This window comes from Streptomyces kaniharaensis (assembly GCF_009569385.1).
In the GTDB taxonomy this organism is placed as follows: domain Bacteria; phylum Actinomycetota; class Actinomycetes; order Streptomycetales; family Streptomycetaceae; genus Kitasatospora; species Kitasatospora kaniharaensis.
The window spans coordinates 2,987,658-3,005,440 of record NZ_WBOF01000001.1 but is presented as its reverse complement, the minus strand read 5'-3'; the positions used below and the strand labels follow the sequence as shown (position 1 = coordinate 3,005,440).

Here is a 17,783-nt window from a genome sequence, read left to right as displayed (position 1 = left end):
GGCCGGTCATGCGCATCGATGTCCACCCGGGCGGTACCGCCCGGAGCCTGGTTCGAGCCCCACCGCGGGTGCTCAGCTCACCCGCGGCCACTCACCTCCGGCGCCCCCGCCGGCAGTGGTGTCCGCTCGGATCAGTGGAGGACCGGTGCGGCGTCGACGTCGGTGTTGTTGTCGGACCGGCCGGCTGCGAGCGGGCCGGCGAGCCGTAAGCCGGCCACCCGGCGGGGGTGGATGCGAGCCATGAGATCCTCCGGAAAGCTGTAAATCGCGCAATGTGTGCGGAGTCCGCCGGCCAGAACACCTGGGGCTGCGACGCCGAGGGACAGACTTCCGCAACAAATCGACAAAGCGCCACCCCACGTGGCACTTTTCGCCCGATAGCGTGATGTCCGACAGGGCCGCGCATAACGGCCGGGCCGACGGTCAGCCTGCCCACCCATCACCTCTGAGCTGGCATTTCTCCGAAACATGTGCCGCTCGTGACACCTCGCCGAGCACGAAAGAACCAGTTCACCACCCCCGGCGCGAGGGCACCGAAAACGCGCCCCAAAAGGTTCGATCACCCGCCAATGTCGATATTCGACAACGTCCCGGAATTCGGAATACCGTCGGACCTGTCAGACCTGTCGGACCTGTCGAAGTATCAGAAGTATCGGAAGCGTCAGACCATCTTGCCCGGATTGAGGATCCCCAGCGGATCGAAGACCGCCTTCAGCTGCCGCTGGAGATCCAGCGCCACCGGCCCCAGCTCCCGCGCCAGCCAGTCCCGCTTGAGCAGTCCCACCCCGTGCTCGCCGGTGATCGTGCCGCCCAGCTCCAGCCCCAGCGCCATGATCTCGTCGAAGGACCGCTGCGCCCGCGCCGTCTGCTCCTCGTCCGAGGCGTCGAAGATGACGATCGGGTGGGTGTTGCCGTCCCCGGCGTGGCTGACGACTCCGATGGTCAGCGCGTGCCGCTCGGCGATCGCCGCGACGCCGTCGAGCATCTCGGCCAGCCGCGAGCGGGGCACCGCCACGTCGTCGATCATCGTGGTCCCGAGCCTGTCCAGCGCGGGCAGCGCCAGCCGCCGGGCCGCCAGCAGTAGCTCGGACTCGGTCTCGTCGTCGGCCGGCACCACCTCGGTCGCGCCCGCCGCCCGGCAGAGCTCGGCCACCCGGGCCAGCTCGGCCGCCCGGTCCGGCCCGTCGAAGGCCACCAGCAGCAGCGCCTGGGTGGACTCCGGCAGCCCCATCCGCCCCATCGCGTTGACGGCCCGCACGCTGACCGCGTCCATCAGCTCCATCAGCGACGGGGTCAGGCCGGCCGCCATCACCTCGCAGACCGCCGTCCCCGCGGCGTCCGCGCTGGGGAACTCGGCCGCCAGCGCCAGCTGCGGCGGCGGCGCGGGCCGCAGCGCCAGCACCGCCCGGACCACCACGCCCAGCGTGCCCTCCGAGCCGACGAGCAGCCGGGTCAGGTCGTACCCGGCGACGCCCTTGGCCGTCCGGCGCCCGGTGGACAGCAGCCGTCCGTCCGCCAGCACCACGTCCAGCCCGAGCACGTACTCGCTGGTCACCCCGTACTTGACGCAGCAGAGCCCGCCCGCGCCGGTGCCGATGTTGCCGCCGATGGTGCAGGACTCCCAGCTGGACGGGTCCGGTGGATAGGTCAGGCCCAACTCGGCTGCGGCGCGCGAGAGTTCGGCGTTCACGACGCCGGGCTCGACCACCGCGATCCGGTTCACCGGATCGAGCTCCAGGATGCGGTTCAGCTTGACCAGCGACAGCACGATGCACCCGTCCACGGCGTTGGCCGCCCCGGAGAGCCCTGTCCGCGCCCCCTGCGGCACCACCGGGACGCGCAGCTCGGTGGCCGTCCGCAGCACGTGCTGCACCTGCTCGACCGTCTCCGGGAAGACCACCACGGCGGGCGTTCCGGCCGCGCAGAAACCCGCCATGTCGTGCCGGTAGGCGGCCATCACGTCCTCGTCGACGACGACCGCCCCTGGCGGGAGCCCCTGCGTCAGCCGATCCGTCAGATCACCCATCGCCGCCTCCGCTCACCGCCCGCAGCCGTCCCCCGCACTCTGCCCGCCCTCCTGGGGCCCGGCAAGTGGGCCCCAGGAGGAAGGCGGTCGGTCACCGCCGGACGACGGGCTCCTGGAGCTCGGTCACCCACTGCGCCGGGTCGTCCGGGCACTCCAGGTAGAGCTCGCGGGCGTAGCCGGCGGAGCGGTAGCCGTTGGCGTCGATGAAGTGGGCGAGCTCCTGGGAGCTGCCCATCACCTCGTCCATCGGGCCGCGGTGGACGACGGTCGCCGCCTGCTCGATCGGGGGCAGGTCGACGACGTCGAAGTCGTACGCCCCCGCCGCCACCCCCGGCCCGACCGGGACGCCGACCCGGATCAGCACGGCACCGCCGCCCTCCGGCGCGTCCTCGTAGCGGGCGACGGACGGGCCGGTCTCCGCCACCCCGGCCTCCTCCAGCCGGCGGCACAGCTCGGCGAACAGCGGGCCGATCACCGGTCCGATGTCCTCCGGCTGGTAACTCGCGGCCACCGCGGTCAGTTCGGCCACCCGGACGGACGGCACCCGCTTCACCACGACATCGTGTGCGGACATGGTCCCCTCGCTCTCGATCGTCCGGAGCCTCGCCTCCACCCGGGCCAGCCGCCGGGCGTCCGCCGCGATCGCCGCGGCGAGCTCGGCGCGGCGCAGTCGCAGCATCCCGCGCAGCTCGGCCGCGTCCACTTCCTCGTCCAGGACGGCTCGCACCTGCTGGAGCGTGAAGCCCAGCTCCTTCAGCGCGATCACCCGGTTGAGCCGGGCGAGTTGGGCCGCCCCGTAGAAGCGGTAGCCGCTCAGCGGGTCCACCCGGGCCGGGCGCAGCAGCCCGATCGCGTCGTAGTGGCGCAGCATCCGCACCGACACCCGGCCGTGCTTGGCGAAGTCTCCGATGGTCAACATGGTGCTCCCAGTGCACGGCCTCTCACCGTGTCAGGGTCAAGCGCGGGCCGCCGCCGCTTCCCGGGAAACACCGAGGGCGGGTGCCGAACGATCATCGGCACCCGCCCTGAGCAGGTGGTTCTCCTACCGGCGGAGAGCGTGGGATTCGAACCCACGGTGACGGGTCACGCCACGACAGTTTTCAAGACTGTTCCCTTAGGCCGCTCGGGCAGCTCTCCAGGCGGAGGTCAGCCTAACGGGTCCGGCGGGGTTCGGTGCACACGGTTTCCCGGTGGCGCCGGTCAGCTGTCGCCTTCCCGCTGGCCGAGGGTGACCTTGGTGGTCATGGTCTGGCCGTTGCGCAGGTACTCGACGTCGACGGTCTCGCCGGGCTTGTGCGTCCAGATCCGGCTGACCAGGGCCGGGCCGTTCTCGATCGGGGCACCGCCGAGCTTGGTGATGACGTCGCCGGGCTTGAGGCCGGCCTTGTCGGCGGCGCCGCCGGGGGTGACGGCGGGCTGGCCCTGCACGTCGCGGGTCTGGATCTGCGCGCCGTCGCCCTTGTAGTCGTCGTTGCGCAGCACGTCGAGCTTGGCATAGACCGGCTTGCCGGTCTTGATCAGGGTGTCGGCGACCCACTTGGCCTGGTTGATCGGGATGGCGAAGCCCAGGCCGATGCTGCCGGCCCGGCCGTTGGCGGAGGCGTTGGACTGGATCGCAGAGTTGATGCCGACCACGGCGCCGCTGGAGTCGAGCAGCGGGCCGCCGGAGTTGCCGGGGTTGATCGAGGCGTCGGTCTGAAGGGCGTTCATGTACGAGGCCTGGGCGCCGGTCTCGTCACCGGAGGCGACCGGGCGGTCCTTGGCGCTGATGATGCCGCTGGTGACGGTGGACTCCAGGCCGTACGGGGCGCCGATCGCGATGGTGGCGTCGCCGACGTTGACCTTGTCGGAGTCGGCCAGCGGGAGCGGGGCCAGCTTGCCCTTGGGCGGGTTGTCGAGCTTGACCACGGCCACGTCGTAGCCTTCGGCGCGGCCCAGCACCGAGGCGGTGTAGGAGGTGCCGTCGGCGAACTTGACGGTCAGTTTGCCGCCGCTGCCGGTGACGGCGGGCGCCACCACGTGGTTGTTCGTGAGGATGTGGCCTTCGGTGTCGAAGACGAAGCCGGTGCCGGTGCCCGACTCGCCGTTGCCCTGCGCCTTGATGGTGACGACGCTGGGCAGCGCCTTCTGCGCGATGCTGGCGATCGAGCCGGGGGCGGGCTCGTTCTTCTGGGTGTTGCTGGCCTGGACGGTGGTGCTGCGGTGGTCGTCGGCGGCAGCGACCGGGTTCCGGTCGCCCGAGACGACCACGCCGACCGCGCCGCCGGCGAGGCCCGCGACGAGGGTGACGGCGGCGATCAGGGCGACCAGGCCGCCGCGCTTCTTGCGGGGACCGCCGGGGCCGGTCGGGCCGCTGGGGAAGTCCGCCGGGTAGCCGAACGGGCCGCCGGGGACACCGGGACCGCCCGGGTGGCCCGGAGCACCGGGCACGCCGGGCATGCCGGTGGTGGCGTCGTGCGCGGCGCCCCAGCCGCCGAGCGGCTGGCCGGCGCCGAACGGGTGGTGGCCGGGCGCGCCGTGGGCGGCCTGGGCGCCGTACGGGTCGTGGGCGCCGGCGGCCGGGACGCCGTGGGTCGGGGTCGCGTACGGGTTGGCACCCGGCGGCAGGGCCATGGTCGGGGCGGGCGCGACCGGGGCGGCGGGCGCGGGCGGCAGGACGGGCGGCGGCGCGTCGATGTAGCCGGTCTCGGCAGCGGCAGGCGCGGCGGGCAACTCGGCGGCGGGCACCTCAGCGGCCGGGGCAGCCGCAGGGGCGGCCTCCGGCGCCGGGACCTTGGTGAAGGCCACGGTGGGCTTGTGCCCGCCCTCCGCCGGAGCTGCCTCGGTGGCCGGAGCCGCCGGGGCCTCCGGAGCGGCCGTCGGCTCGGGGACCCGGCCGAACGCCATGGTCGGCTTGTGCCCGCCCTCCGCCGGCGCCGCCTCGGGCTCGGGCACCCGCCGGAAGGCCATCGTGGGCTTGTGGCCGTCCGGAGCCGGGCCTTCGGAGACGGCGCCGGCCGCCTCCTGGCTGCCCGAGGGCTGCTCCCCCTGCGGCCCGGCGGGCCCAACCTCGCGCTCGGTGCTCACGGACGACCTCCATAGCTGACAGAACCAAGGACCATAGTTTTTCGCACTGCCGATTCGATTGCCGTAAGGACCCCTCTGAAGAACTCATAAGAATCCTTAGCCGGGGCCGACGAACCCGCTCGACGACCTCCCGACGGAAGCTCCCCACCCCCACCGGCCGTCCCGCGATGCGGACCTCACACCCCTCGCGTTGGCGTTCGCCCACGAGCCGGTTAGCCTGTCCGCTCCAAACTGACACGCGGGAGCTTGGACCTTCCAGGCTGAGAGTGCGCTGGTCGACCGTACGCCACGGGAATCGTGGACGGACCGTCGAGGGGGCGCTGACCGCCGGAACCTGTCCGGGTAATGCCGGCGTAGGGAGTATCGGCCATGCCGTCTGCTTCGCCATCCTCTTCTTCGGGCGCGCCCGCGTCCAAGGGTTTCTCCGAATCGTCCACGACCCCGCCCCACGAGGTCGCAGGCACCGACGCGCCCGGTTCTGCGGGCGCGAGCGCGACCGCCGTCCTGGACCGCCCGGAGAGGGTCGAGGCGCCGCTCGTCCTCGACACCGAGCCGCCTCGCACCCTCCGCTTCCGCGACCACTTCGCGCTCTGGATGAACCTCGGCGTCAGCCTGATCGGCTTCTCCACCGCCGCCACCGTGCTCGGCGCCCCGGGCAGCGAGCTGTCGCTGGCCGCCGCGGTCACCGCGATCACGGCCGGCACCGTGGTCGGCACGGCGATGCTCGGCGTGGCCGCGCTGATCGGCGCCCGCACCGGCGCGCCGGCGATGGCGAGCCTGCGCGGGCTGTTCGGCACCCGGCTGTCGTACGTCCCGACGGTGCTGAACATCGTCCAGTGCGTCGGCTGGGGCGTGTTCGAGCTGCTGACGATCGCGGCCGGCGCGCAGACCGTCGCCCACACCGACGGCTACCGCTGGCTGTTCGTCCTCCTCGCCGGCGCGCTGACCACCGTGCTCACCATCTGGCCGCTCGGCTCGATCGCCGTGCTGCGCCGCTTCGTGGCCGCCGCCGTCGCCGTCGCGATGGTGTACTTCACCGTCCAGCTGGGCCGCCACGGCGTGCCCGACCCGGGTGCCGGCAACTGGCACGGCTTCCTGGGCGCCACCGACGCGATGATCGCGGTGTCGATCTCCTTCGTCCCGCTGGCCGCCGACTACACCCGCCACTCGCGCACCCCGCGCTCCGCCTTCTGGGGCAGCTTCTCCGGCTACACGCTCGCCCAGGTGTGGTGCTACGTGCTGGGCCTGATCGCGCTGCTGCAGTCGGGCGGCGACCCGGACAAGATCTTCGACTCCTTCCTCGGCGTCGGCGCCGGCTGGCTGTTCCTGCTGGTGCTGGTGCTGCGCGAGACCGACCAGTCCTTCGCCAACGTGTACTCGACCGCGATGTCGGTGCAGAACCTGCTGCCGAAGGTGGACCGCCGGGTGCTGACCGGCGGGATCGGCGTGCTGACCACCGTGCTGGCGCTGCGGATCGACCGGTTCACCGACACCTACACCAACTTCCTCGGCCTGATCGGCTCGGTGTTCGTGCCGCTGCTGGCCGTGCTGGCGGTGGACTTCTTCCTCGGCGCCGGCCGGCACGGCTGGGACCTCTCCGCCGACGCGCCGTCCCGCTGGCTGATGCTGCTGCCGTGGGGGCTGGGCTTCGCCGTCTACCAGTTCATCGCGCCGACCCCGGTGGCCGGCTGGTGGACCGACTTCTGGACCTCCGCCCGGGAGACCCTGCACTTCACCCCGCAGGAGTGGACGTCGGCCTCGCTGTTCGCCTTCCTGGTGCCGGCCCTGGCCACCTGGGCGCTCACCCCGCTGACCCGGCGCCCCGCGCGCGGCTGAGCCCGGGAGCGCGACGGGAGCGAAGACGGCCCCGCAGGTTGGGACCTTCTTCGCTCCCGCTTCACCTCCGCCGCCTATCGTGGGCGGTGTGACCAGCCCAGATCTGTCCCCGGCGGCCCCGCGCACCGTGCCGCCCGTCCAGGTGATCGCCCACCGCGGTTCCTCGGACGCCCTCCCCGAGCACACCCTCGCGGCCTACCGGCGCGCTCTCGACGAAGGCGCGGACGCGGTCGAGTGCGACGTCCGGGTGACCGCCGACGGCGAGCTGGTCTGCGTGCACGACCGCCGGATCGGCCGGGTCTCGAACGGCCAGGGCACCGTCTCGGCGATGACGCTCGCCGAGCTGGAGGCGTACGACTTCGGCGCCTGGAAGACCGGCCGGCCCAGCACCGACCCCGAGCTGCGCGGAGTGCTGCGGCTGGAGCGCCTGCTGGAGCTGGTCGTGGACTGCGGGCGCCCGGTGGACCTGGCGATCGAGACCAAGCACCCGGTGCGCTACCGCGGCCGGGTCGAGGCCGAGCTGCTGCGGATGCTCGAACGGTTCAAGATCTCCGGCAGCCGGGACGGCGACCGTCCGTCCGCCCGCATCATGAGCTTCTCCTCCATCGCCCTGAACCGGGTGGCCGCCGCCGCGCCGGACTACCCGCGGGTGTTCCTGTTCGAGCGGATGCTGCCCCTCCTCGGGCAGCTGCGCCCGGGCAGGCCGCTGCCGGGCGGGGCGCGGATCGCCGGGCCCGGCATCGAGCTGGTGCGGGCCCGCCCGCAGCTGGTGCCGCGGCTGCGCGAGCTGGGCCACGAGGTCCACGTGTGGACGGTCGACGAGCCGGCCGACGTGGAGCTCTGCCGGGAGCTCGGCGTGGCGGCGATCATCACCAACCGGCCCTCGGACGTCCTGGGACAGCTCGGGCGGTGAGCCCGGGAGGGCTCGGACGGCCCCGATCGCCGCGGTCGGCAGGCAAACCTTCCGCATACGTTCATTGCCGAGAATTGGGCGTCCGGCACGACGGAGGGTGAGCGGGAATGGCCTCGCGCCCACCCTCCGTCGCGCCGCGCGAAATGGGCTCACGGGATCGTCGCCTGGTCGTTTCCGACGCATTACGAAGGGGCATCCATCCCTCGGCATACGCTGAAGGAGGTCCGGGGGTGGCGTTGATGGTGGTGCGTGAAGTACCGACTTCATCGGCCATGGCAGTGCCGCACGGCCCGGCGAGTGTCGGGGTCGCACGGCGCAGGCTGCGTCGAGATCTCGGTGATAAGGAGATACCGGAACGGGTCATTGACGACGCCGTACTGATCCTTTCCGAACTCTTGAGCAATGCGTGTCAGTACGCCCGGCCGCTCGGCCCGTTGCCGGCCCTCGGGCGCGGCGCCCGAGCCGAGGTCGTGGACCAGGTCCTGGTCGGCATCCCTTCCGGGCCGCACGCCGGACAGCCGGCCCACTGGGGCGCCGAGGAGTACGGGAGCGACGACGGCGGCGTCCTGGTCCGCTGGCAGGTGCACGCGGACGGCGTCCTCACCCTGGAGGTCACCGACGGCGGCGCGCCGACCCGGCCGTCGCCGGCCAGCCCGTCGCTGACCTCGCACGGCGGCCGCGGCCTGAGCATCGTCGACCAGCTGGCCAGCGACTGGGGCGTGCGCGACGCGCCCGGCGAGGTGACGGTCTGGGCGGCGCTGCCCGCCCGCGCCCGGCACGCCCGGCGCACCGGCGGTGACGCCCGCAGCGCCTGACGCGCGGCACCCGGCCCAGGCCCCGGCGGGTGCCCACGTGCCGGGGGAACGTCAGTAGGCTTCCCGGAGAAAAGCACCATCGTCCCCGGGAGAGCCGCACCATGGGCAAGAAGGCCGCCAAGAAGGCGCCGCAGCGTCAGTCCGCCACCGCCGTCACGGGCGAGGTCCCCGTGGTCGGGGCCCGCGAGAACTGCCCCTGCGGCTCGGGCCGCCGGTACAAGGCCTGTCACGGCCGCGAGGCCTCGCACGCGGTGCAGGAGCTGGTGCACCGCCCGTTCGAGGGCCTGCCGGGCGAGGCCGACTGGGTCGCGCTGCGCGAGCTGGTGCCCGCCGCCACCGTGCCGCTGACGCTGGCCGCCGGGGTCGCCGAGACCGCCAACGGCGAGGTCCCGTCGGTCACCCTGGCCACCGTGCTGCCGCTGGCCTGGCCGGCCCTGCGCCGCCAGGACGGCTCCATCCTGCTCGGCCTGCAGACCCAGTCCGCCTCCGGCGACCTGAGCCGCGACCTCGCCGACGCCCTGGAGCTGGCCCTGGCCGCCGAGCCGGGCAGCCCGGTCCCCGCGCGCCGGACCGTCCCGGGCGGGCGCCGCCTGCAGGACCTGCTGGACGTCACCGCCGCGTTCACGCCCGCCGTGCACACCGGCTTCGAGTTCTGGCTGGAGGACGCCGAGACCGCCACCGGCGAGGTCGCCGCCTCGCTGGAGCGCGCCAACGCCTCCGCCATCCCGACCGAGAAGCTCGCCGGCGTGGACGCCGCCTACTGGTGCGGCACGCCGGACAAGAACCACCTGCGCTGGGTGATGACCGTGCCGGAGGAGCAGCTGCTGGACGCCCTGGCCCGGCTGAACGCCGCCGGTGACGCCTCGCTCGGCGCGGACACCCGCCTGGTCGGCTCCTTCCGCGCGCACGGCCTGACCGTCCCGGTGTGGGACCTGCCGCTCGCCATGACGGCCGCCGACTGCGAGAAGCCGGCCGCCGAGTTCGCCGAGCGGCTCGCCGCCGTTCTCGCCGACGAGACCCCGCTCACCGCCGAGGAGCGGCGCGCCCGCGCGAACCTGGTGAACCGTCAGGTCACCTTGAACTAAAGCGCGGCAGCAACAAGGTGATACGCGTCACATTGTCGCCGTGAAGCGCAATTTCCGGGCGTGGAGGGCGTCTTGGAAATTGGCGCGGGCGCGGATCCTTGTTACTGTCTAAAGAGTCCGGTCGCTGGTGCATCCCCCGTCGCCAGCGGCCGGATCTTTTGTTTTTCCGGGCGATCAGTACGCCGAGTGCCCGCTGTCCAGCCGGACGGTCGCCTCCACCAACTCGCCCAGCAGCGGCCCGACCTGCGGCAGCCACACCCCGCCGTCGACCGAAGAACGCGGCGCCAGCACCCAGCGCACCGGCCCCGCCGCGCCGCCGGGCGGCAGCGGCAGGAAGCCGCCCGGCCCGTGATAGTGCAACGAGCCCGGCACCCAAGGGAGTTGGGAGAGCATCTCGCCGAGCGCGTCCAGCGAGTACGGGGCGACCAGCAGCGCGTACCGGCTCGGCGTCGCCAGCACCGGGCCGAGCGGCAGCCGCAGCGCGCCCAGGTACGCCAGCGCCCGCGCCCCGGCCTCGGCCGGCAGGCTGACCGCCGAGACCGCCCGCCCGGTGGCCGCCAGCACCGGCGCGTCCGGGCTCTGCCGCTCCCACCACCAGCGCACCATCCGGGCGTCCGTGGTGGCCGCCAGCAGCGGCGGGTCGTGCGGGTGCGCGCCGGGGACGGGGCAGTCCGGGTCGCCGCAGGAGCACCGCCCGCAGCGCAGCACCGCTCCCGGCACCACCGGCCAGCGGTGGTCGACGGCGGCCTCCAGGGCGGCGGCCAGCCGGGCGGACCGGGCCGGCGGACGGCCCCTCGGATTCTCACGCATGGCGCTCGTTCCTTTCCCTGACCGCTCGGTTCGCTCCGGGGCCGCTCGCGTCCGCCGGGCTCACCGCACGGACCCGCGACCTCACGGCCCGGAGGGCGCGGGGCGGGTGGGCGGTACAACGGACGGCGCGGCGAGGACGTGGAGCACGGTGTGGAGCACGACATGAGAAGGGCCGCGCACGGGAACAGCCCTTGGAACGAGAATCGCGTATGCGCCCGGATGGACGCCGCCCGGGAGCGCTTGGTTCCACCGTACGAGTGAGTGACATCCGGCCAGCACGGCTTCCGGACGGCGAACGCCTACGATCCGGACGGCCACCGGGTCCGTCCTCACGGTTCTGCCCGCTCCCGGGCCGCTCCATACCTCCCGGAGGGAACGGCGCGCGCACGGACCGGACGCGCCGTCCGTCCGGGTCGCAAAGGGCGCGGAACGGGTCACCGCCCCGTCCTGGATCTGGACATGCCCCAAATGGCCTGTGTAGAAGTGGTGGCATTGCTGTCGATCAATGACGAGTAGTAGCGAATCCAGACGAAACACGCCCTTTGGCCGTGCCCGCTCCACATCCGGCCGTACCCGGGGGTTCCGCATGACACGTAGCACCGCGTCAGGAGTGGCGGCATGACCGAGCCGAACCCGTCGTCGACACCCTCCGAGCCGGGCGAGCCCGGCTGCGCCGGCGGGCTCTCCGTCCTCGACCCGCCGGGCCTGCCCGGCCCCGCCGACGCCGAGGACGGCGCGGCGGACCCCCGCATGGCACCGTCCGCCGGGGTGCAGGACCGTTTGGTCGGACGGCTGTCCGATTTCACCAGCCTGCACGAACACACCGAACGGCTCGCCCGCGCCCGCGGCCTCGACGCCACCCTCGCCGCCGTGCTCGCCTCCGGCGCCGACCTGCTCGGCGCCGGCCGCGGCGTCCTGGTCACCCGGCGGCCCCGCGGCGGCCCCGGCCAGCCCGTCGGTCTCGGCCTCGACCGCGCCAGCCTCGGGGCCCTGGAGACCGTCCCGCCCGAGCAGAGCCTGCTCGCCCGGCTGCTGCGCGACCACGACCGGCCCGAGCTGCTGCACTCCCCCGACCTCGCCGCCGACCCCGCCACCGGCGCCCGGCTGCGCGAACTCGCCGCCCACCTCGGCCTCGGCGGCTGCTACGGCCTGCCGCTCGCCACCGAGGAGGACGGCCCGGTCGCCGCCGCCGTCTGGTTCTTCGACCGGCCCGCCGAACCCACCGAGCGCCAGCGCGAACTCGCCCACCACTACTGCCGGTTCGCCGCGCCGCTGCTCGCCAAGCAACTGGAGGCCGACAAGGTCCGGCACACCACCGAGGCCCTGCGCCGCGGCCTGCTGCCCGACCGGCTTCCCCAGCCCGTCGGGCTGCGGCTCGCCGCCCGGCTCGTCCCCGCCGCCCTCGACCGCTCGTGCGGCAGCGACTGGTACGACGCCATCCCGCTGCCCGACGGCACCGTCGGCCTCACCGTCGGCTCCGTCTCCGGCGACGGACCGGGCGCCGGCCCCGGCTCCGCCCCCGGCGCCGCCGCCGCCATGGGCCGGATCCGGGCCGCGCTGCGGGCGTACGCGGTGCTGGAGGGCGAGGACCCGGTCTCCGTCCTCGGCGACCTAGAACTGCTGCTCAAGACCACCGAACCCAGCCGCACCGCCACTGCCGTCTACGCCTGGGTCGAACCCGACGAGCGCCGGATCACCCTGGCCGGCGCCGGGCACTGCCCGCCGATCCTGGTCGACCGGCACGGCGCCGAGTTCGTCGAGACCTCGCTCTCCGCCCCGCTCGGCATGCTCGCCTGCTGGGAGGCCCCCGGCGTCGAGTTCACCGCCGAACGCGGCGACACCCTGCTGCTCTACACCGAGGGCCTCGCCCGCCGCTGCGGCCGCACCCTGCACGCCGGGCAGGCCAACCTGCGCCGCGCGGCCGCCGACGCCCCGCGCGACGTGCGGCTCGACCCCGACCTGCTCTGCGCCCACCTGCTCGCCGTCTGCCCCGACCGCGGCGCCGCTCCCGCCACCGACGACCTGATGCTGCTCGGAGCCCGGTTCGAATAGCCGCCCCGGCCTCGAAACAGCGGGCGACCGGGCGTCCGTACCATGGAACGCACGGCCGCCCACACGTGTCGCGATCCGACATCCCCCATGGGCGGGCGGCACCACCCCCAAGGAGGCGTTGTACGTGACCGAGGACCGCACCCCGGCCGTGGCCGAGAACCCCGAGGCCACCGGCGGCGAGGAGCCCCAGCAGTTCAAGGGCCGCAAGAACGGCCTGTACTCCGAGGTCTCCGACGAACTGGCCGCCTCGATGAAGACCGGCTGGGCCGACACCGAGCTGCACGGCCTCGCCCCCGTCGCCCAGGCCCCGTACGCGGCCGAGCGGCGCGCCAAGCTCTCCGCCGCCCACCCCGGTGAGCGCCTGGTGATCCCGGCCGGCAACCTGCGGGTCCGGGCCAACGACACCGACTACGGCTTCCGCGCCGCCAGCGAGTACGTGCACCTCACCGGCGACCAGACCGAGGACGCCGTCCTCGTCGCCGAGCCCACCGGCGACGCCGGCCACGAGTTCGGCCTCTACCTGCTGCCCCGCTCCGACCGCGAGAACGGCGAGTTCTGGCTCGACGGCTACGGCGAGCTGTGGGTCGGCCGCCGGCACAGCCTCACCGAGCAGGAGCAGCTGCTCGGCCTGCCCGTCCGCGACGTCCGCAAGGCCGCCGACGAGCTCGCCGCGCGCGCCAAGGACTCCACCGCCCCCACCCGGATGGTCCGCGGCTACGACGCCGGGCTGGAGGCCGCCCTCGCCGACGTCCTCGACGCCGGGAAGGACGCCGAGCTCAAGGAGTTCCTGAGCGGCCTGCGGCTGGTCAAGGACGAGTGGGAGATCGGCGAGCTGCGCGCCGCCTGCGACGCCACCGTCAAGGGCTTCACCGACGTCGTCCGCGAGCTCGGCCAGGCCGTCGCCACGTCCGAGCGCTGGATCGAGGGCACCTTCTGGCGCCGCGCCCGGGTCGAGGGCAACGACGTCGGCTACGGCACCATCGCCGCCGCCGGCCCGCACGCCACCACCCTGCACTGGGTCCGCAACGACGGCGACGTCCGCCCCGGCGAGCTGCTGCTGCTCGACGCCGGCGTGGAGACGCACACCCTCTACACCGCCGACGTCACCCGCACCCTGCCGATCAACGGCCGGTTCACCGACCTGCAGCGGAAGATCTACCAGGCCGTCCACGACGCCCAGGAGGCCGGCATCGCCGCGGTGAGGCCCGGCGCCCGCTTCCGCGACTTCCACGAGGCCTCCCAGCGCGTGCTCGCCGAGCGCCTGCTCGCCTGGGGCCTGCTCGACGGCTCGGTGTACGACGTCGAGAAGGTCCTGGAGCTCGGCCTCCAGCGCCGCTGGACGCTGCACGGCACCGGCCACATGCTCGGCCTGGACGTCCACGACTGCGCCCACTCCCGCCGCGAGGAGCACGTCGACGCCCTGCTGGTGCCCGGCATGGTCCTCACGGTCGAGCCCGGCCTGTACTTCCAGCAGGACGACCTGACCGTGCCGGAGGAGTACCGCGGCATCGGCGTCCGGATCGAGGACGACATCCTGGTCACCGCCGACGGCAACGAGAACCTCTCGGCCGGCCTGCCGCGCCGCGCCGAGGACGTCGAGGCCTGGATGGCCTCGCTGGCCTGAGCCGGCTGAACGCCCGAGGGCCCGGCCTCCCCGGGTGAGCGGGGAGGCCGGGCCCTCGTGCGTGCGGGCTCAGCGACGGGAGGGTCTTAGCGACGCGTCCTTTCGCCCAGGGGATATCCCCTGGGCGCGACACCTCAACGGCGGTCTGACGGGTACTACTTCACGACCTCCACCGCGACGGAGCGCGTCCCGAGCACGGTCAGCCGCTGCGTGCCGTCGTACGGCAGCACCGCTTGGGCCGTCACCGGCATCGCTCCGGGGCCGTCGTCGCCGTCCAGCGTCAGCCGGTACGTCACCGTCCTGCTCTGGCCCGGCGCCAGCGGGAAGGAGGCCGTCCTGGGCGCCATCGCATAATCCATGCCACCGCCGGGCGAAACCGGGAGCTGGACCCAGGTGTCACCGTCCTGGCGCTCCAACTTTCCCAGATTCATGGGGACCGGACTGCTTGGCGTACCCGCGTAGGTCTCCGTGAAGACCAGCGGCTCGACGGCGGCGTAGTTGGTCTGGCCGGTGTTCTGGTAGATCACCGAGAAGATGGCAGGCGCACCCTTCACCTTCACCTGCGAACCGATCTGGCTGAACGTGACGCTGACGCCGGGCGGGGCGCTCGGGAAACCCGAGGGGGTCGACGAGGCCGCGAGCGCGGGACGGCCGCTGACGTCCAGGCTGTTGACGATCGACATCAGGCCCGGCTGGTAGTCGTCCTTGAGACCGATCGCCGAGACGAACACCTGGTCCTTGGGCAGCGCCCACATCTGAGCCGTGAAGGCGTCCTTGCCGCAGGTCACCTTCCACTGCGACTTGAGCGCGGAGCGGCCGGCCACGGTGGGGGTGCTCTTCGTCGGGCCGACGCTGTTGATCGACTCGCCCGCGGGCGCGTGCGGGTTGCCCCAGACCGGGCAGTAGGGCTGGTGGGCCCAGCCACCTTCGGCGTCGAGATCAGCGGTCGACGGCCAGTTCTGCGGCTCCGTGTCGAACACCGACAACTCGACGCCGTAGGGCTGGCAGTCGCTGTAGCCGGCGTCCTGCGGCGCCCCCGGGCTCAGGACGCACAGGTGGAAACCGACTGGGTCCGCGACCCGCCAGCCCGCGGGGATCTTCAGCTTCACGCCCCGGAACGTGTACGGTCTCGCCGAGCCCAGGGGGATGCCGGTGCTGCTCGGCGTCGGGTCGGCGGACGGCATGTCGTCGCCGAGGGGGGCGACGGTCTCGGAGGTGCTCGACGGGGTGGCGGTGTCGGTCGGGGTGGCCGTGGGGGTGGGGGTTTCGGTGGGCGTCGCCGTGGGGGTCGGGCTCGGGGAGGCCGTCACGGTGGCGGCCGGCGGGACCTCGTGGTCGGCCACCGGGCTTCCGTGGAGCGTGACCACGCCGATCGCCATGGCGGCGGCCAGGCCGAGCAGCGGGACCGTGACGGCGTAGACCGGCCGCAGGCGGCGGATCCGGCGATTGGGGGGTGCGGCCGGGCGCAGGTCGTGCGCGGTGATCAGGGACGTGCGGGCGTTCATCGCCTCGCGCAGCAGCCGTTCCGTCGGTGTCTCGGCCGGCCCGTCGCCGTCGCCGCCGATCCGGCGGGGGAACTTCTCGGTCATCGAACCTTCTCCAGGTACTTTTCCAGAGCGTCCAGGGCCCGGCTGGCGGTGGACTTCACGGCGCCCCGGGACAGCCCCAGGGTCTCGGCTATCTGCGCCTCGGACATGTCGGACCAGTAGCGCAGCACCAGCACCTCGCGCTGGCGGGGGGTCAGCTCCTGCAGCGCCACCAGCACGCGCCGGTGCTCGTCGTTGAGCACCGCGTGGTCCTCGGCCGACGGCGCGTCGGCCTCGTGCGGCGGCACGTACTCGCGGGCCGTCTTGCGGCGGCGCAGCATCGAGCGGGCGCCGTTGACGACCGCCGTGCGCAGGTAGCCGAGCGCGTTGTCGAGGTCGTCCAGGTCCTCGCCGTGGCGCTGGTAGAGCTGGGTGAAGGCCTCCTGGACGACGTCCTCCGCGAGGTCCTGGTGGTCGACCAGCAGGACGGCCATCCGGACCAGGCCCAGCCGGTGGGCGTGGTACAGGTCGGTGAGGGTGGGCCGGTCCTCCGCGGGCCTGCGGCCGCCGCGCAGCAGCCGGAAGCCGGAGCGGCGCTGCGCCGCCTGCTGGTCGGCGGTGGGGCCGGCGATCGGCTCGCCGGCCTCCTGGGCGCCGAACAGTACGGCGACGGCTCCGCGGATGGAGAAGCCGCGCCCCCGTGTTGGTCCGGCGAGCGGCCCGATGGCCATGGACATGTGCGTTTTCCGCTCTCCCCCGGGACGGTTCCGGCGCGTGCCGGACCGCCACATCACCTGATCAAGATCATGATCGGAGAGATCCTCCCAGCCCCCGTCGGCCCGAATCCCTCCGCCCCGTACCAAAGGACGTTCGACCGGGGCGGAGGTTGCAGGTGGATTCGAAGAAAATTCCGGGCTGGCCGGGGCGGCTACACTCACCGGCGTTCCGCCACCCGTGAGCAGGGGGTTCGCATGGTCGAGCAGCACGCCGAGGGACGGATCGTCACGCCCGAGCCGGTGCCGGTCGCCATCGGGCGGCGGCCGGAGCCGGTGCACGACGTGGCGGTGTACGCCTTCCCCGGCATGGCACCGTTCGAACTCGGGGTGGTGGTGGAGGTGTTCGGGCTCGCCCGGCCGGAGCTGACCGGCCTGCTGGCGGCGCCCTGGTACGGCCTGAAGGTGTGCGCCGACCGGCCGGGGACGGCCCTGGACGCGGTGGGCGGGTTCGCGATGGTGGCCCGGCACGGGCTCGACGAGCTGGCGGCGGCCGACACCGTGGTGGTCCCCGGGGTGCCGAACGCGCTCGGCGGCGTGGGGGTCTCGCCGGGGCTGGTGGCCGCGCTGCGGACGGCGCACGAGCGCGGCGCCCGGATCGTCTCGATCTGCGGGGGCGCCTTCGCCCTGGCCGCCGCCGGGCTGCTGGACGGCCGGGAGGCGACCACCCACTGGCGGTACGCCGAACTGCTCCAGCAGCGGTACCCGCGGGTGCGGGTCAATCCGGACGTGCTGTACGTGGACGACGGGGACGTGCTCACCAGCGCTGGCAGCGCGGCCGGGATCGACCTGTGCCTGCACCTGGTGCGCCGGGATCACGGCGCCAAGGTGGCCAACAGCGTCGCCCGCCGGTTCGTGGTGCCGCCGCACCGGGACGGCGGGCAGGCCCAGTTCATCGAGGCGGCGGTGCGGCCGGTCGAGGAGGAGGACGACGGGATCGCCCGCAGCATGCAGTGGGCGATGGCCAACCTGTCGTCGCCGCTGACCATTTCGGCGCTGGCCCGGTCCGCGCGGATGTCCGACCGCTCGTACCTGCGGCACTTCACGGCCCGCAACGGGACCAGCCCGATGCGCTGGGTCGTCACCCAGCGCATCGCGGCCAGTCTCCCGTTGCTGGAGTCCCCGGAGGGGACGGTCGAGGAGATCGCCGCCGCGGTCGGCTTCGAGAGCGCGGCGACGTTCCGTCACCACTTCGGCCGCGTGATGCGCACCTCCCCGACGGCCTACCGGCGCGGCTTCGGCCACGGGGTCGCGTAG

Annotated in this window: 13 protein-coding genes, 1 tRNA gene and 1 riboswitch; of the genes, 7 read left to right on the top strand and 7 right to left on the bottom strand. The window is 73.4% G+C overall.

Features of this window, described 5'->3' with window-relative positions; genetic code table 11:
* Nucleotides 1-661: 661 nt before the first annotated feature.
* From F7Q99_RS13740 to F7Q99_RS13725, 4 genes are all read right to left on the bottom strand, one after another.
* Nucleotides 662-2,026, bottom strand: a complete 1,365-nt coding sequence (locus tag F7Q99_RS13740) for an FAD-binding oxidoreductase (RefSeq protein WP_153461531.1) — start codon at nucleotides 2,024-2,026, stop codon at nucleotides 662-664.
* 91 nt (nucleotides 2,027-2,117) lie between these two features.
* Entirely contained in the window at nucleotides 2,118-2,945 is an 828-nt protein-coding gene (locus F7Q99_RS13735) for a MerR family transcriptional regulator (RefSeq protein ID WP_153461528.1), read from the bottom strand.
* Between the two features lie 130 nt (nucleotides 2,946-3,075).
* A tRNA-Ser gene (locus F7Q99_RS13730) sits at nucleotides 3,076-3,163 on the bottom strand.
* Nucleotides 3,164-3,226: 63 nt separating this feature from the next.
* Nucleotides 3,227-5,092, bottom strand: a complete 1,866-nt coding sequence (locus tag F7Q99_RS13725; protein WP_326846632.1) for a S1C family serine protease — start codon at nucleotides 5,090-5,092, stop codon at nucleotides 3,227-3,229.
* 228 nt (nucleotides 5,093-5,320) lie between these two features.
* Nucleotides 5,321-5,469: riboswitch (TPP riboswitch) on the top strand.
* Here F7Q99_RS13725 and F7Q99_RS13720 point away from each other — a divergent pair.
* The 4 genes from F7Q99_RS13720 to F7Q99_RS13705 all read left to right on the top strand — a co-directional run bounded on the left by F7Q99_RS13720 (nucleotide 5,462) and on the right by F7Q99_RS13705 (nucleotide 9,741).
* On the top strand, nucleotides 5,462-6,928 hold the full coding sequence (locus tag F7Q99_RS13720; RefSeq protein WP_153461526.1) for a purine-cytosine permease family protein: 1,467 nt from the start codon (nucleotides 5,462-5,464) through the stop codon (nucleotides 6,926-6,928). (Overlaps the previous riboswitch by 8 nt.)
* An 88-nt stretch (nucleotides 6,929-7,016) precedes the next feature.
* Complete coding sequence (locus F7Q99_RS13715) at nucleotides 7,017-7,841, top strand: glycerophosphodiester phosphodiesterase family protein (RefSeq protein WP_326846631.1); 825 nt, start codon at nucleotides 7,017-7,019, stop codon at nucleotides 7,839-7,841.
* Between the two features lie 230 nt (nucleotides 7,842-8,071).
* Entirely contained in the window at nucleotides 8,072-8,656 is a 585-nt protein-coding gene (locus F7Q99_RS13710) for an ATP-binding protein (protein ID WP_407697781.1), read from the top strand.
* 101 nt (nucleotides 8,657-8,757) lie between these two features.
* Nucleotides 8,758-9,741, top strand: coding sequence for a DUF5926 family protein (locus F7Q99_RS13705; protein ID WP_153461524.1), 984 nt, complete (start codon nucleotides 8,758-8,760; stop codon nucleotides 9,739-9,741).
* Nucleotides 9,742-9,915: 174 nt separating this feature from the next.
* On the opposite strand, the gene F7Q99_RS13700 is transcribed toward F7Q99_RS13705, so the two are convergent.
* On the bottom strand, nucleotides 9,916-10,551 hold the full coding sequence (locus tag F7Q99_RS13700) for a bifunctional DNA primase/polymerase (protein ID WP_153461522.1): 636 nt from the start codon (nucleotides 10,549-10,551) through the stop codon (nucleotides 9,916-9,918).
* Nucleotides 10,552-11,169: 618 nt separating this feature from the next.
* Between F7Q99_RS13700 and F7Q99_RS42560 the strand changes: the two genes are divergently transcribed.
* Together F7Q99_RS42560 and F7Q99_RS13690 are read left to right on the top strand one after the other, a co-directional pair.
* A complete protein-coding gene (locus F7Q99_RS42560; RefSeq protein WP_268267545.1) occupies nucleotides 11,170-12,603 on the top strand; it encodes a PP2C family protein-serine/threonine phosphatase in 1,434 nt (477 codons plus the stop codon).
* Nucleotides 12,604-12,727: 124 nt separating this feature from the next.
* Nucleotides 12,728-14,227, top strand: coding sequence for an aminopeptidase P family protein (locus tag F7Q99_RS13690; RefSeq protein WP_326846629.1), 1,500 nt, complete (start codon nucleotides 12,728-12,730; stop codon nucleotides 14,225-14,227).
* A 155-nt stretch (nucleotides 14,228-14,382) separates the two neighbouring features.
* On the opposite strand, the gene F7Q99_RS13685 is transcribed toward F7Q99_RS13690, so the two are convergent.
* Together F7Q99_RS13685 and F7Q99_RS13680 are read right to left on the bottom strand one after the other, a co-directional pair.
* The gene (locus F7Q99_RS13685; protein ID WP_153461518.1) at nucleotides 14,383-15,816 is read right to left on the bottom strand and encodes a hypothetical protein; all 1,434 of its coding nucleotides are present in this window, start codon (nucleotides 15,814-15,816) and stop codon (nucleotides 14,383-14,385) included.
* Entirely contained in the window at nucleotides 15,813-16,490 is a 678-nt protein-coding gene (locus F7Q99_RS13680; RefSeq protein WP_230210210.1) for an RNA polymerase sigma factor, read from the bottom strand. Before F7Q99_RS13680 ends, F7Q99_RS13685 begins: the two co-directional genes overlap by 4 nt.
* A 345-nt stretch (nucleotides 16,491-16,835) precedes the next feature.
* Between F7Q99_RS13680 and F7Q99_RS13675 the strand changes: the two genes are divergently transcribed.
* Nucleotides 16,836-17,783, top strand: a complete 948-nt coding sequence (locus F7Q99_RS13675; RefSeq protein WP_407697853.1) for a helix-turn-helix domain-containing protein — start codon at nucleotides 16,836-16,838, stop codon at nucleotides 17,781-17,783.